The following is a 13,978-nucleotide window of genomic DNA, read 5'->3' on the forward strand; positions in this document are numbered from 1 at the left end:
TCGCCTGCTTTAGTCTGGCCGTCCGGCTGCGTTTCGAGGGATGGAGTGACATGAGAGGGTTCCTGATCGGGCTCGTGGTGCTGGTGCTGGTGTTCGGCGGCGGCTTCGCGGCGCTCGTCTTCATGGCGGATGCGGGCGCGCCCGAGCCGTCGGAAATCCGGATCGAGGTGAGCGATGCGCTTCGCGGCGACGGCTAGCGCGCTTGCAGGCCTGGCGCTGGCGATCGCCGCGCCAGCCGCAGCGCAAACTGATATCGAGGTCACCGAGCTGGGCGCAGTCGATCCGTTCGAGGTCGACGCGGGCGGCTCGCTGCCTGACACCGTCTGGTCGTCCGGCGCGGCCGAGTCGCTGCGCGCCGTTCTGGGGACCCTGCCCGACAGCCGGTCGGCGGGCTGGCGCGACGCAGCCGCGGCGCGGCTGGCGCTCGACGCGCTGCTGTCCGGCGGCGATCCGCCCGAAGGCGCGCGCGGGGCCCACGACCTCGCCGCCATGCGGGCGGGCCGCGCGCTCGCTGCAGGCCGGGCCGAAACCGTTCAGCGCCTCCTTATGCGGACGCCGAATCTGGAAAACAGCGCACTGCTTTCGCGCCTGTTCGCCGAGACGAGTTTCGCCACGGGCCGCACCGCAGAGGCCTGCCGCACCGCAGACGCGCTCATCGAGGGCCGCGACGCGCCCTACTGGCTGCGCGCGCGGGCGGCGTGCCTGGCCTTCAACGGCTCCATTCCGGCTGCCGAGCTCACCGCCGAGCTCGCCCGCGCCCAGGCGCCGAACCCTGAATTCGACGCGCTGTTCGACGCCCTGACGCTGGACACCGGCCTGCCCGAAGACGTCCGGCCGGTCTCCGGCCTGCAGCTCGCGCTCGCGGTGGCGATCGCGCCGGACACCCGCATCGAAGCGGGCGAGGCCGCGCCGGGCTGGCTCAAGCGTGCGACCGAGCGCACCGGCCCGCCCTTCACCTTGCCTGAAACCCTGCCCGAAGCGCTCGAAGCGGCGGTGCAGCTCGAGGGCGCGGAGCGTGAAGCTGCGCTGGGCGCGCTGATCCAGCAGGATCTCGACCGGGTCATCGCCGCCGAGGCGCTGGCGATCCGGCTTGAAGACGCGGCCGCCGCCGACGAGTTCGTCGAAGCCGCCCTCGCCTACGGGCCGGAGGTCGCCCGTCTGCCGATCACGGCGGACACGCTGGCGCACGGTCCGGCCTTCGTTCTCGCCGCTCTGGCCGCCGACGACGTCGTGGCCGCCGAAGCCTGGCGCGAAGCGCTGATGGACGGCCCGCCGCGCGAGGCCGAGCCTGCGCCCGCGCTGCAGCCGGCGACGGTGGACGGCCCGGCGGACATGACCGCGCCCCCGGCGAGCTCGGCCGATCTGGTCGAAGCGCCTGAATGGACCCCGCCGCCCGCGCGGACGATGGTGGCGATCGACTTCGCCTCGGCCGTCGCCAGCGGTCGGATAGAAACCGACGCCTTCGCCGCGCTGCTCGCCGCGCGCATCGAGGGCGCGACGCCGAAACGCCTGTGTCAGGCTGCGGGGCTGGTCGCGCTCGGCGCCGACGACGGCGGCGAATTGCGCGCCGCGATGGCCGGGCTGAAGCGCGACGCGGACGCCTCCGCGCCGCTGCTGGCGCCGGCGCTTCTGGCCGCAGCCGGCGGGGCGCTGGGCGAGACCCAGCTGCTCGCCGCCCGGCTCGTCGATCTCGCGCCGGACAACAGCGAAGCGTGCGCAGGCGCGGCCTTCGCGCTCGACCGGGCGGGGCTTCGCACCCAGGCGCTGCGGCTCATCCTGGAGCAGGTGATCGAGGAGGCGGCGTGAGCGCACGCGCGATCGCGCTGTTTCTCGACATGATGGCCGCCGAGCGTGGCGCGGCGCGCAACACGCTCGAGGCCTATCGCCGCGATCTCGACGATGTCAGCGACCGCCTCGCGCGCGACGGCGCCGCGCTCGACACCGCACAGACCCGCGATCTCGAAGCGGTGCTGGGCTCGATCGCCAAGGACGGGCTGAGCCCGGCGACGAGCGCGCGCCGTCTGTCGGCGATCAAGCGCTTCTACCGCTTCCTCCTGAAGGAAGGCCTGCGGCCCGACGATCCCGCCGCCGGGCTGACCGCGCCGAAAAAACCGCGTCCGCTTCCGAAAGTGCTGAGCGAGGCGGAGGTCGACTCGCTCTTCCTCGCCGCCGAGGCCCGGCAGGACGCCGCCGGATTGCGGGCGCGGGCGCTGCTGGAGACGCTCTATGCGGGCGGGCTGCGCGTCAGCGAGCTGGTCACCCTGCCCCTCTCAGCCGTGGCGCGCGCAGAGCGGGTACTGATGGTCACCGGCAAGGGCGGCAAGGAGCGGCTCGTCCCGCTGACTGAGCCGGCGGTGGAGGCGATCGCCGCCTATCGCGCCGTGCGCGGCGAGCATCTGCCCGGCGAGGCCGCGCCGTCCCGCAGAACGGCCGAGCGCTATCTTTTCCCGTCCCGGACGGCGAAAGAGGGCCACCTCACCCGCGAGCGTTTCGCGCAGATCCTGAAGGATCTCGCGCTGGCCGCCGGGCTCGACCCCGATCGGGTGAGCCCGCACGTGCTGCGCCACGCCTTCGCGACCCATCTTCTGGCCAACGGCGCCGATCTCAGAAGCGTGCAGACCCTGCTGGGCCACGCCGACGTTTCGACGACCCAGATCTACACCCGTGTGCTGGAGGAGCGGCTGACCGCGCTGATGCGCGACGCGCACCCGTTGTCGCGGAAGGACTAGCCTTCGGCCGCTTCGCTCTCGGCGCGCGCTTCGCGCAGAGCGGCGATGACGAATTCGGCGGCCGACACGCCGTCCACCGCCTCGCCGCTTTCACCCAGCGCGCCCAGAGGGCGGCCGCCGGCGCGAACGAGGACCGACCCGGCGTCCGATGTCGACAGGGTCAGGCCCGGCTCGTCAGGCGCGCGATAGACCTCGCCGGGTTCGAGATCGCGCGCCACCAGGATGCGGCCCGACGCGTCGCGGACTTCGAGATAGACCGGCCCGGCCGCTTCGAGCACCAGGGCGCGCGCATTGACCGGATCGGGCAGGCCGGTCCAGATCGCGTCAGGGCGCGGGGCGGGGCGTTCATTGACCGCCACGAGCGGGGTCCGGCTCGCCAGAAGCGTATCCATCGGGCTCGAGGCGGCTTCGAAAGCTTCGTTGCGCGAGACGTAATTGCCGTACCAGGCGGCCGCGGCGATAACGCCGCCCAGGATCAGCACCGCGCCGACGACGCCGCGCGGCAACTTGATCTCGCGGCGCTCCTGCGGGCTGGTCGGGGTGGCCCGGCCCGCGTCGACATCGAGCTCGGCCTTGAACTGGTCGATGCAGGCGCCCGCGTCGAGCCCCAGAAAGCTCGCATAGGTTCTGAGATAGCCCACAGCATAGGCGCGCGAAGGCAGCGCGCGGCGGTCCATGCTTTCAAGGCCTTCAAGATAATCGCGCTTGATGCGGGTGCGCGCCGACGCGGAATCCAGCGTGTAGCCGGCCCGGGTGCGCGCCTTCTTCAGCCGCTCGCCCAGCGACAGGTCCAGCTCCTCGGCTTCACCCGCGCCGTCTTCGTCGAACACCGCGTCGACGGGCACGTAGGCGTCGTCCGACGCCGAGAAGTCGGGATTGCTGCTGCTCATCCGGCTGATCCGGCGCCCCTGGGGGCGCTCCCTGATTGCGGTGTGGCCTCAACGCCGCACCGCAACATCATTCAATCAAATGGTTCTGATTTTATCAACACATTCGGGCGGCAAACCGACCTCTTCCCCGGCCTGTTGCAGCCTTTCGCGCAGCGGCGGCCCCTCCGGCGGGTCGCCGGCGGCCATTTCCCGCTCCAGCACGCGCGCGAGCTTGCTCACGTCGCAGCCCGACAGCGCGCGTTTGACCGGCCCGATCAGACCCGCCGCCATCGAGAGCGTCCGGAAACCCAGCGCGGCGAGCACGCAGGCTTCCAGCGGCCGGCCGGCCAGCTCGCCGCAGACATTGATGGGCTTGCCGTGCCGGTCGCAGGATTCACGGATCGATTTCAGCAGCTTCAGCGCCGGCACGCTGACCGGGTCGTAGCGCTCTGCGACCCGCGGGTTCATCCGGTCCGCGGCGAAGAAATACTGCATCAGATCGTTCGCCCCCAGCGAGACGAAGTCCGCCATTTCAAGGCACGCATCGGGGCTGAACGCGATCGCCGGGGTCTCCAGCATGAAGCCCAGCCGCACCTTGCGCGGCGAGCCGTGCCCGTGCCGGACGGCGTGCTCGACCTCGTGGGCGAGCATGGTCTTCACCTCGGCGAGTTCGGCGGGATCGGCAATCATCGGCACCAGGATGTCGAGATCGCGGTCCTTGCCCGCCCGGACGAGCGCGCGCAGCTGGTATCTCAGCAGCCCCGGCCGGTCGAGGCCCATGCGGACCGCCCGCCAGCCCAGCGCCGGGTTCGGCTCGCGCAGCGAGGGCGTGTAGGGCGTGACCTTGTCGCCGCCGAGATCGAGGGTCCTGAACACGACCGGCTTTTCGCCCGCCGCGTCGAACACCGCGCGGTAGAGCTCGCACTGGGCTTCGAGCCGCGGCAGGGTGTCGGACACCATGAACTGGAACTCGGTGCGGAACAGGCCCACGCCCTCCGCCCCGCTGTCTTCGAGACGCGACAGCTCGACCAAGAGGCCCGCATTCATGCACAGCGTCATCCGCTCGCCGTCCTTCGTGACGGCCGGCTGGTCGCGCAGATCGGCGTAGGCGCGGCGGCGCGCGGCCAGGCTTTCGATCCGCTCCTCATAGGCTTCCGCCACGTCCGCCGAGGGCCGGGCGTGCAGAAGCCCGAACTCGGCGTCCAGGATCAGCGGGTCGCCGTCCTCGATCCGGTCGAGCGCGCCTTCCACCCGGCCGACCATGGGCAGGCCCAGCGCCTTGGCGACGATCGCCGCATGGCTGGTCGAGCTGCCCTCTTCCAGCGCGATGCCGGCAAGGCGCGAGCGGTCGAAATCGAGAAGCTCGGCGGGTCCGACCGAACGGGCGACCAGGATCGCGTTCTCCGGCAATTGCTGATCGCCGGCGTCTTCGGACCGGGCGAGGTGGCGCAGGAGCCGGTTGGCGAGGTCTTCGAGGTCGTGCAGCCGCTCGCGGAAATGCAGATCGCGCGCTTTCATCAGCCGCGCGCGATGCTCGTTCCTCACCCGCTCGACGGCGGCTTCGGCGGTGAGACCGGCCTTGACCGCCTCACGCAGCTGGTCGAGCCAGCCGCGGTCATGAGCGAACATGCGATAGGCTTCGAGCACTTCGCGCGAGGGCGTGCCGATCGGCACCCGGCCTGAATCCAGAAGCGAGTCGATCGAACGGCGCAGGCGCGTCACCGCGTCTTCGAGCCGGCGCGCCTCGGTCTCGGCGTCCTCGGCGACCATGCGCGTGGCGCGGACATGAGGCTCGTGCTTGACCGCCACGCCGCGCGCGAGCCCCGGCGACAGCGCCAGGCCCTGAAAGCGCTCGGGCTTGGACAGGCGCAGCTCCAGCCCGGAGAACGCTTCGGCGCCCACCAGATCGCCCGAGACGACGATCTCGGCGAGCAGCATGGCGACGGTCTGAAGCGTCTCGATCTCTTCTTCGGTGGTCGGCCGCACGGCCTTGGTCTGGGCGGTCAGGACCCCGATCAGGCGGCCCCCGCGCAGGATCGGCACGCCGACAAAGCTCTTGAACGGTTCTTCGCCGGTTTCGGGCCGGAAGGAGAAGTCGGGATGGCTCGGCGCGTCTTCCGCCGAAAACGGCCGCGCGCGCCGCGCCACCAGGCCCACCAGGCCCTCGCCGGGGCGCAGCCGGGTCTGGTGCACGGCTTCGGCCTTAAGACCGTGGGTGGCGCTCAGCTCCAGCGCGCCGGAGGGCCGCACGAGATAGATCGAGCAGACGTCCGAGCCGGTCTCCTCGGCGATGATGTCGGTGAGGCGGTCCAGACGCTTCTGCGCGTCTTCCTGAAGCGCCATGAGATCGCGGATGCGCGCCAGGAGACGTCGCGGTCCGCGCACGGCGGGAGACAGGGCGTCCGGCGTCATCGTGTCGTCAGCTCTCGTCTGCTTGCTGCAGCCGCTGCGCAGGGGGGCGGTCACGCGGCGAAGGATTGAAAAGGCACGCGGAGGGGCTGGCGCGTCAAGCCCCGGAATTGACCGCGGAGAGCCGGTAGGTGCCGTGCAGCGCCTTGACCGCTTTTTCCAGAAGGTCGCTTTCGACGAGCGCGGAGATCTTGATCTCGCTGGTCGCCACCATGCGCACCGCCACGCCCTCCCGGCCGAGCACGGCGTACAGGGTGCGCGCGACGTCCGCCCGCCCCCTGAGGCCCGTGCCGACCACGGAAACCTTAGCGAGCCCCGTCTCGGCGCCGATCTCGACCCCGTTGGCGCAGCACGATTCCGCCACCGCCAGCGCGCGCGGCAGGTCCTTGCCGGCGACCGAACATTCCACGACCGACCCGCCGGGCCGGGTTTTGGCCTGAACGATCATGTCCACCGCCACGCCCGCCTCGGCGAGGCCTGCGAAGAGCTTTTCCGCCGGCGCGTCGTCAGCCCCGCCGTTCAGCGACAGCCGGGCCTGATCGCGCACATAGGCGACCCCGGAGACCACGCGCCGTTCGGCGAGTTCCGCGCCGTCGACCACCTCGGTGCCGGCAGACGCGCCGGGCTTTTCGAAGCTCGATTTCACCCGCAGCGTCACCGCCTTGGCCTTGGCGTATTCGACCGAGCGGGTCTGCAGCACCTTCGCGCCCATGGCGGCGAGTTCGAGCATGGCGTCATGGCTGACCCGTTCGATGCGGGCGGCGTCATCGACCATGCGCGGATCGGTCGTGTAGACGCCGTCCACGTCGGTGTAGATGTCGCATTCACCCTTGATGGCGGCGGCGACGGCCACCGCGGTAAGATCGGTCCCGCCCCGGCCGAGCGTGGCCAGCCGGCCCTGCCCGTCCAGCCCCTGATAGCCTGCGACGACAGGGATCACGCCTTTCTCGATCAGCTCTTCTAGCCCTTCGGCGCGCATACCGGTGATCTGCGACGCGCCCGGCGGGCCCTCAACGCAGATCGGCAGCGACCAGCCGGTCACCGCCTGGGCCTTAAGGCCTTCCTTCTTGAGCGCGAGCGCCATGAGCGCGGCGCTGAGCTGTTCGCCTGCGGCCAGCGCGGTGTCGGTCTCCACCTCGCCCAGCCCGCCGCCGAACGCTTCGGCGAGCCCGAGGATCCGGTCGGTCTCGCCAGCCATGGCGGAGACCACGACAGCGACGGCTTTGCCCTTGCGCGCCTCGGCCGCGGCGATGGCCGCGGAACGGGCGATCGCCTCGGGGCTTCCCATCGACGTGCCGCCGAATTTCAGGACCAGGCGTTCAGCCAAGCGTATCCTCCCGCTGCCGAGGCTCGCCAATAGCGAACCGAGCGACCATATTGCGCGCCGTCAGCTATACGAACGCAGCCCCGCACGCAAACGCGCCGAGACGAAGGAGCGATCCATGGCCCAGGCCGCAGCGCCCGAGCGCCTCTCCACCCCCTCGATCGATCCCGCAGAGATCGAGAAGTTCTCCCGCATGGCCGCCGACTGGTGGGACCCGGACTCCAAGTTCGCCCCGCTGCACAAGTTCAACCCCGCTCGCCTGACCTTTATTCGCGACACGCTGGCCGCGCATTTCAAGCGCGACGGGGCCGAGCCCCTCAAGGGGCTGAAACTGCTCGATATCGGCTGCGGCGGCGGGCTCGTCTCAGAGCCCATGGCGCGGCTGGGCGCGGAGGTCACCGGCGTCGACGCCGCGGAGGCGAACATCAAGACCGCGCTCGTGCACGCCGAGGAATGCGGGCTGAAGATCGACTATCGCCACGGCACGGCGGAACAGCTGCTCGATGCCGGCGGGCCGGGTCAGTTCGACGTGGTGCTCAATCTCGAAGTCGTCGAGCATGTCGCCGATCCAGAGGCTTTCCTGCGCGACTGCGCGCGCCTGGTGAAGCCCGGCGGGATGACGGTCGTAGGCACGATCAACCGCACCGCCCGCGCTTTCGCCACGGCGATCTTCGGCGCGGAATACGTGCTGGGCTGGCTGCCGCGCGGCACGCACCGCTTCGACAAGCTGGTGAGACCCGGCGAGGTGGAAGCGGCGCTGAAGGCCGAGGGCTTCCACACCCGCGAACCGGTGGGGGTGAGCTACAACCCGCTGAAGGACAGATTCTTCATCTCCGGCGATGCGGGTGTGAACTATCTGATGGCGGCGGAGAAACCGGCCTGAGGCGGGTCTAGAACTCCGCCTCGTCCCAGTCGGGAAGATCGTCTTCCTCCTCGCCGAGCTTTCGAAGATAGCTCACCACGAGCGAGGAATAGGGCGGCACGCGAGTGGCCCCGGCGCTCGTGCCGTCAGGGCTGACGGTGTCCCAGATCTCGAAATGCAGATGGTCGGTGGTGGCGCTGAAACGGCACTGGCCCTGCCACCAGGTCAGACCGAACCAGTCCGACACGTTCCCGATCGGATCGCCCTTGCTGACCGTGTCGCCGACCTCGACGTCCAGCGCGTCGCCCGAGCAGATCAGCGGGATGCCGCCTGAATTGCACTGGGCCTGCGTAAGCGTGGCCGGGCTGGCGCAGCTGTCCCAGTGCTGCAGGTGCATGTACCAGTAGGTGCGCCCGCTCTCCTCGTCGCGCAGCTTCACCGTCATCGACGCGATGCCCGAGATATAGCCGTCGGCGACCGCGACCGCCTTGTGGGTCTTGGGCTGTCCGGCGGTGCAGCTGGCCGGGCGGATGTCCTGGCCCTGATGGCCGTCGCCGCCTTCGCAGTACTGGTTCGTGCGCCCCCAGCGGGTTTCGCAGAAATTGTCCTGCCAGGGGTATTCGTAGTTCACCGCAGAGCATTCGCCGGGCGGGCCCTCTGCGCCGCCGGGGCGGAAATACTGCGAGTTGGGAAAGCCGCGTTCGGCCATCGGCCAGCCGATATCGGGCGCGAAGACATAGTTCTGCGACAGCGCGTCGGTGCCCTGCCAGCCGACGCCGGAAAAGCCGGGGACGATCTCGCCGATCCGGTGGTCGAGTTCGCTGAGTTCGCCGGGCGGATCGTAGCTGAATTCAGCGCCGGCTTCGTCAAGCAAAGGCGGGTCTTCAGGCGGATCGACAGGCGTTTCGCCGGCCCCGTCGGATTCATCTCCCGAGCCGGGCGCTCCATCATCAGGACCGGCCTCTCCATCATCGGGAAGCCCGCCGCCGTCGGGTGGGACGACCACCGGTCCGTCAGCGCCGGGATAGATCACCTCGCCGGCCGGCCAGAGCACCAGAACCGCCGCGCCGGCCACCGCCGCGACGCCCGCCAGAATCGAGTCGCGTGCGTTCGACATCGCCTAGCCCCCCGCCTCGGGATTGCCGCCGGCGACATAGAGCTCCGCGACGAGCTGGCGGAGCGCGGTCTCGGTCGCACAGCGCGGATCGGTCGCAGAGCCGCATTCGATCGAGACCGTGTAGGCCGCGCCGTAGCGGCTGAAGTCGGCCGTCAGCCCCGCCTCGTCGCGCGTGACGCGCAGGCCGTCTGGGCCGCGCCCGCGGTCGAAGCGGACGGCGCGCGCGCTCTCCTCGCCGTGATTGATGATGCGCGTGCCGGAGATGTGCACGGTCATGCCCGCGTCGTGATAGCTCGCGTCGTAGAAATGCGCCCGGGTGATCAGCATCACGCCGGGCTCCCCGCCGGGGCGGATAGAGAGGTTCGCGCCCCACAGCGGCAGCAGGACCGGCATGTGCACCGGCTCGATCTGCGCCTGCGCGCGGTCGGCGATCTGGGCGCGCTGGGGGACCCGCACCGCGTTCGTGGCGTTCGTCTGCCCAGCAAGCGCTTCGCGGATCCTGACCAGATCGCGCTGGCGATCGGCGAAGGCCTGGGTCCAGTCGATCCGGGCGAGCCGGCCGCGGCGCGGCGGCGGCGCGTCGGAGACGACCGGGCGCATCGCACCGAAATCCTGGATGGTGTACTGGCCTTGCTGGACGGGCTGAAGCTGCTGGACCGGCTGGGCCTGCAGAAGCGGGCGCTCCTGCGCCGCGGCGCCGGGCGCGCACGCGCAAGCCATCGTCAGAGCGATCCCCAGCCCCGTCAAAGCCTGAAACCGAGCGTGCGCCATGTCCCCTCCTGCCGGTCGACAGACGGCGAAAGGTTAACACAGATCACGCCGCAGCGCTCGGGTTTCGTTTCGGGCCGCCCAGAGGCTCAGGCCAGGCTCATCTCCCGCGGGGCGTCCACCTGCGGCGCCGGGGCGAGCCGGTCCAGCGCGGAGGCGAGACAGCGCGAGACGAGCTCGCCGGGCATTTTCAGGATCGCGGCGGCTTCGCCTTCGGAGAACTCCTCGACCGCGACCAGGCCCAGAACCGCCCGCTCGATGAAGGGCAGCGCGCAGGCTGCAGCCGCCAGCGCAGGACCGGTGCGCGCCTCGTCCATCGCGATGGAGGTCAGGCGCGGTCGCCCCGAAAGGCTGGCTTCGGCCAGAGCGCCGGTCACGGCGCGAAACAGCATGAGCCTGTACATGAGCCCGCCGGACATGGGCGGACGGGCCGCGGCGAGCGCGCCGAGCACGACCCGGTCGGCGATCACTTGCTCGCCGGTCATCAGTCTTGCGTAACGTCTGAGGTTCGGCACGAGCGTGCCCAGCCTGTAGCGCGTCATCGAAGCTCTCCCTGTGCTGGGGAAAGGATGCGCTCATGGCGATCCAGGCGCGTGTACATTTGTTACATCGGCGCGCCTGGCGTGCGTTATTACGCAGCGGTTTCACAACCCTCTGTTCTCACTGACAGATATGACGGGTCGAACTGACAGTATTCAGCGGCGCGGTCAGGATCGGGCAGCGAGACGCAGCCGCGGCGCGTGTCGATCAGCTCAAGCCGGGACAGGAGCGCCAGGCTGCGCGAGACATGCACGGGCGACAGGCCGAGAAAGTCGGCCAGCATCTCGCGGCCCAGCGGATGCTGCAGCCGCCAGGGCTCGTCCACGCCTGTCATCTTCTGGCGCTGGGCGAGTTCGACGACCAGATGCAGCACGCGCTGAGGGGCCTTGAGCTGGCCGAGCCGGACCACCTGCTCGCGCAGGATCGACTCCTCCTGCAGCTTGCTGCGCAGGAACACCTCGGCCAACGTCTCGTCGTCCTGCAGCAGCGCCTGGAATTCGCTCGCCGCGCATTCCTCGATGACGAGATCGGTCGCCGCGACGACGAAATGGTCGCTGTCCGCGCCGATCAGCGCCTGCATGTCGCACATGTCGCCGGGCATCATGAGAGAGAGGATCTGCCGCGCCCCGTCGTCGAGCAGCCGGTAGCGCAGCGCCCAGCCCTCGACCACGCAGAACACCCGCGTGTTCAACTCGTCCGCGCGCCGCAGAACCGCGCCGCGCGGATAACGCCGCTCGCGCCGGGGCAGAGACGCCAGCGCGGCCTGGTGATCATCGGTCAGCGCGCCGAGGGCGCGCAAGCGGCGCGTCATGGGATCATGAGCACGCTCGCCGTCTGGGCCACTATCCTTGGGCATGGGGGCACAACGCAGAAGTTGCGCATCAGTTCAAAGATTTCGAGCGGAGCGGAAGGGGCGCGGCTATTTACCCCAGGGCTCGGGGACACCCACAGCGGATCGGCGCAGCAGAAGCGGCGGCGAGGCGGGACCGGTTCGTTTGAGATGAGGGATTTGGTGGCTGGGGAGAGACTTGAACTCTCGACCTCACGATTATGAGTCGTGCGCTCTAACCAGCTGAGCTACCCAGCCACGTCTCGAACCGCCGGGGCCGGCCCGGCGCGTGAGGAGGGTGGCGTATACCGCCGCGCGCCGGGGCGCGCAAGCGGGCAGGCGGGGCGGGCCGCAGTGGCCTTCGCTTCGGACGAATTCTCCGGCGCTGAAACGAAAACGGGCGCGGATTTCACCGCGCCCGTCATCGGTGCGACCGCGCGTCGGCGCTAGGCGGCGCGCACGCCGTCGAGGAATTCCTTGACGGCCTTTTCGAGCCCGTCCGCCTCGGTGTTGAGCGCTTCGGAGGCGGCGTTGACCTGGGCGGCGCACTGGCCGGTCTCGCTGGCCGCGGCGTCGACCCGGGAGATCGAGCCGGCCACGTCGCGCGCGCCGGACGCCGCTTCGTGGGCGGCGCGGGTGATCTCGCTGGCGGCTGCGCGCTGTTCTTCCATGGCTGCGGCGATGGCTGCGGAGATGTTGTTCATCTCCCCGATCACCTCGCCGATCGAGGCGATGGCCGAGACCGCCTTGCCGGTCGCGCCCTGAATGCCGGAGATCTGCTCGGAGATCGAGCTGGTGGCGCGGCCTGTCTGCTCGGCGAGCGTTTTCACTTCACTGGCGACGACCGCGAAGCCCTTGCCCGCCTCGCCGGCGCGCGCCGCCTCGATCGTGGCGTTGAGCGCCAGAAGGTTCGTCTGCTCGGCGATGTCGTTGATGAGGTCGACGATGTCGCCGATCTTGGTGGCGGCCTCGTTGAGCGTCTCCACGTCGCCGCTGGTCTCGCGCACCCGGTCGGCGGCGTCCTGGGCGATCTCGGTGGAGCGGGCGATCTGCTGGGCGATCTCGGCGATCGAGCCGGTCATCTCCTCGGCGGCGGCGGCGACGGTGTCGACGTTCTCCGCAGCCCGGGCGCTGGAGGTGTTGACCACGGCGGTGGTCTCCGAGGCGCCGCGCGAAGCGGCGTCGAGCGCATGGGCGGCGGATTCCATCTCCTGGGCGGCTTCGCCCACCTTGCCGAGCGCGCGTTTGGAGACGTCCTCGAAGCGGGCGATCAGGCTTTCCATCTCGCGCACGCGCTTTTCACGGGCGGCCTGGTCCTCGCCGCGCTCGGCCTCGAGCCGGCGGCGTTCGATGGCGTTGTCGCGGAAGACGTTGACCGCGCGCATCATCGAGGCGAGCTCGTCGCGGCCGTCGGCGCTCATCTCTTCGCCGATCTCGCCTTCGGCGAGACGGGCCATCGCCCGCTTGATAGTGGTCAGGCGCTTGAGGAGATTGCCGCTGACATAGAGCCAGACGATGAGCGCGCTGGCAACGATGGAGCCCACGGCGAAGAGGATCATCAGGGTCTGGCCCGCCGTGATCGCGGTCTGGCCCGAGGCGCTGGCGTCGGCTTGCTCTGACAGCGCGGCGTCGCGCGTCTGCTCGACCAGGCCGGCGAGCGCGGCGTCCATGACGCGGGCGTCCTCGACGAGGGCTTCGGCCTCGGCGGTCATCGCCAGTTCCTGGCGGCGCAGGGCGAATAGGCCCGCCTCGCCGTCGGCGCGGGCGATCAGCCGCTCGACCGGGGCGGTGACCGCCTCGGTGACGGCGTTTCCGAGAATGGCGAAATTGATCGAGGCTTCGTCTGCGGCGAAGTCGAAGGCTTCGCGCACGGCGTCGACCTCGGCGGGGCTGGTCGCCATGGACAGCTCGGCGTAGCGCGCCACGGCCAGATTGACCGCCATGGCGGCGCGCAGAAGGCTTTCGATGTCGGCCGGATCGGTCGTTTCGTCCAGGGTCGCTTCGAGCGCTTCGGAGGCTGCGGCGCGGTCGCGCATCACCGCCTGCATGCCGGCCTCGCGGTTCGCGCGGGCGTCGAGCTTGGCTTGCACGGGGTCGGATGCGGCTTCCACAGCGGCCTTGGTGTCGTCGAGCGCAGCCTGAAGCGCGGCGACTTCGGCGGCGGGCATCCCGCTGTCGCGCAGGGCGTCCACGGCGGCGGCGGCGTGCTCCATCAGCGTATCGAGGCGCGAGGCGGAGACCTGAGCGTCGATGGTGTCGCCCGAGCGCGAAAAGGCGGCGAGTTCGCCGGCCAGCGCGCCGGAGGCGGCTTCAAGGCTCTGCGCGGCCGAGGCGCGCGGCGCTGTGCGCTCGACCACCTCGTCCAGCGCAGCTCCCGCGCTCCAGAACGCAAACACGCCCGCGGCGACGCCGGCGAGCGAAAGGGCCACCACCGCGGCGAAGGCGGCGATCAGTCGGGTCTGGACGGAGTGCAGCGAGAGGGTCATCGAAACACCTGGGTAAGGTTAATGAGGCGGGACCGAAAAACGGCG

At 70.3% G+C, this 13,978-nt stretch carries 12 protein-coding genes and 1 tRNA gene; 4 read left to right on the top strand and 9 right to left on the bottom strand.

Annotated elements, in window-relative coordinates:
• Positions 1 to 50 precede the first annotated feature (50 nt).
• The 3 genes from ABL308_01555 to ABL308_01565 are packed head-to-tail and all read left to right on the top strand — an operon-like array spanning position 51 to position 2,729.
• Positions 51 to 197, top strand: coding sequence for a hypothetical protein (locus ABL308_01555; GenBank protein ID XBQ16573.1), 147 nt, complete (start codon positions 51 to 53; stop codon positions 195 to 197).
• Positions 175 to 1,806 (top strand): hypothetical protein, encoded by a 1,632-nt coding sequence (locus ABL308_01560; protein ID XBQ16574.1) that lies wholly within the window; start codon positions 175 to 177, stop codon positions 1,804 to 1,806. Before ABL308_01555 ends, ABL308_01560 begins: the two co-directional genes overlap by 23 nt.
• Positions 1,803 to 2,729, top strand: coding sequence for a site-specific tyrosine recombinase XerD (locus tag ABL308_01565; protein ID XBQ16575.1), 927 nt, complete (start codon positions 1,803 to 1,805; stop codon positions 2,727 to 2,729). Before ABL308_01560 ends, ABL308_01565 begins: the two co-directional genes overlap by 4 nt.
• Here ABL308_01565 and ABL308_01570 read toward each other — a convergent pair.
• From ABL308_01570 to ABL308_01580, 3 genes are all read right to left on the bottom strand, one after another.
• Complete coding sequence (locus ABL308_01570; protein ID XBQ16576.1) at positions 2,726 to 3,619, bottom strand: RodZ domain-containing protein; 894 nt, start codon at positions 3,617 to 3,619, stop codon at positions 2,726 to 2,728. The two genes, ABL308_01565 and ABL308_01570, sit on opposite strands and share 4 nt — an antisense overlap.
• Before the next feature lie 75 nt (positions 3,620 to 3,694).
• Positions 3,695 to 6,010, bottom strand: coding sequence for a phosphoenolpyruvate--protein phosphotransferase (gene ptsP / locus ABL308_01575; GenBank protein ID XBQ16577.1), 2,316 nt, complete (start codon positions 6,008 to 6,010; stop codon positions 3,695 to 3,697).
• A 94-nt stretch (positions 6,011 to 6,104) separates the two neighbouring features.
• Complete coding sequence (locus ABL308_01580) at positions 6,105 to 7,334, bottom strand: aspartate kinase (GenBank protein XBQ16578.1); 1,230 nt, start codon at positions 7,332 to 7,334, stop codon at positions 6,105 to 6,107.
• A 115-nt stretch (positions 7,335 to 7,449) separates the two neighbouring features.
• On the opposite strand from ABL308_01580, the gene ubiG reads away from it, so the two are divergent.
• Complete coding sequence (gene ubiG, locus ABL308_01585; GenBank protein XBQ16579.1) at positions 7,450 to 8,214, top strand: bifunctional 2-polyprenyl-6-hydroxyphenol methylase/3-demethylubiquinol 3-O-methyltransferase UbiG; 765 nt, start codon at positions 7,450 to 7,452, stop codon at positions 8,212 to 8,214.
• 7 nt (positions 8,215 to 8,221) lie between these two features.
• On the opposite strand, the gene ABL308_01590 is transcribed toward ubiG, so the two are convergent.
• The 6 genes from ABL308_01590 to ABL308_01615 form a co-directional block, all read right to left on the bottom strand.
• Entirely contained in the window at positions 8,222 to 9,310 is a 1,089-nt protein-coding gene (locus tag ABL308_01590) for a M23 family metallopeptidase (protein XBQ16580.1), read from the bottom strand.
• Between the two features lie 3 nt (positions 9,311 to 9,313).
• Positions 9,314 to 10,081, bottom strand: coding sequence for a hypothetical protein (locus ABL308_01595; GenBank protein XBQ16581.1), 768 nt, complete (start codon positions 10,079 to 10,081; stop codon positions 9,314 to 9,316).
• 86 nt (positions 10,082 to 10,167) lie between these two features.
• Positions 10,168 to 10,620, bottom strand: a complete 453-nt coding sequence (locus tag ABL308_01600; protein XBQ16582.1) for a hypothetical protein — start codon at positions 10,618 to 10,620, stop codon at positions 10,168 to 10,170.
• An 89-nt stretch (positions 10,621 to 10,709) separates the two neighbouring features.
• Positions 10,710 to 11,429 carry a Crp/Fnr family transcriptional regulator gene (locus ABL308_01605; protein XBQ16583.1) on the bottom strand — a complete coding sequence of 240 codons (720 nt, stop codon included), beginning with the start codon at positions 11,427 to 11,429 and terminating at the stop codon, positions 10,710 to 10,712.
• Between the two features lie 199 nt (positions 11,430 to 11,628).
• A tRNA-Met gene (locus ABL308_01610) sits at positions 11,629 to 11,705 on the bottom strand.
• Between the two features lie 188 nt (positions 11,706 to 11,893).
• Positions 11,894 to 13,933, bottom strand: coding sequence for a HAMP domain-containing methyl-accepting chemotaxis protein (locus ABL308_01615; GenBank protein ID XBQ16584.1), 2,040 nt, complete (start codon positions 13,931 to 13,933; stop codon positions 11,894 to 11,896).
• Between the last annotated feature and the right edge of the window lie 45 nt (positions 13,934 to 13,978).

The sequence above is a fragment of the Oceanicaulis sp. genome (genome assembly GCA_040112665.1).
GTDB lineage: Bacteria > Pseudomonadota > Alphaproteobacteria > Caulobacterales > Maricaulaceae > Oceanicaulis.

Bases quoted from the DNA above. Each gene is read 5' to 3' on its own strand.
- ABL308_01555 (XBQ16573.1), top strand. From the start codon at position 51: ATGAGAGGGTTCCTGATCGGGCTCGTGGTGCTGGTGCTGGTGTTCGGC.
- ABL308_01560 (XBQ16574.1), top strand. From the start codon at position 175: ATGCGCTTCGCGGCGACGGCTAGCGCGCTTGCAGGCCTGGCGCTGGCG.
- ABL308_01570 (XBQ16576.1), bottom strand. From the start codon at position 3,619: ATGAGCAGCAGCAATCCCGACTTCTCGGCGTCGGACGACGCCTACGTG.
- ptsP (XBQ16577.1), bottom strand. From the start codon at position 6,010: ATGACGCCGGACGCCCTGTCTCCCGCCGTGCGCGGACCGCGACGTCTC.
- ubiG (XBQ16579.1), top strand. From the start codon at position 7,450: ATGGCCCAGGCCGCAGCGCCCGAGCGCCTCTCCACCCCCTCGATCGAT.
- ABL308_01590 (XBQ16580.1), bottom strand. From the start codon at position 9,310: ATGTCGAACGCACGCGACTCGATTCTGGCGGGCGTCGCGGCGGTGGCC.
- ABL308_01595 (XBQ16581.1), bottom strand. From the start codon at position 10,081: ATGGCGCACGCTCGGTTTCAGGCTTTGACGGGGCTGGGGATCGCTCTG.
- ABL308_01600 (XBQ16582.1), bottom strand. From the start codon at position 10,620: ATGACGCGCTACAGGCTGGGCACGCTCGTGCCGAACCTCAGACGTTAC.
- ABL308_01605 (XBQ16583.1), bottom strand. From the start codon at position 11,429: ATGACGCGCCGCTTGCGCGCCCTCGGCGCGCTGACCGATGATCACCAG.
- ABL308_01615 (XBQ16584.1), bottom strand. From the start codon at position 13,933: ATGACCCTCTCGCTGCACTCCGTCCAGACCCGACTGATCGCCGCCTTC.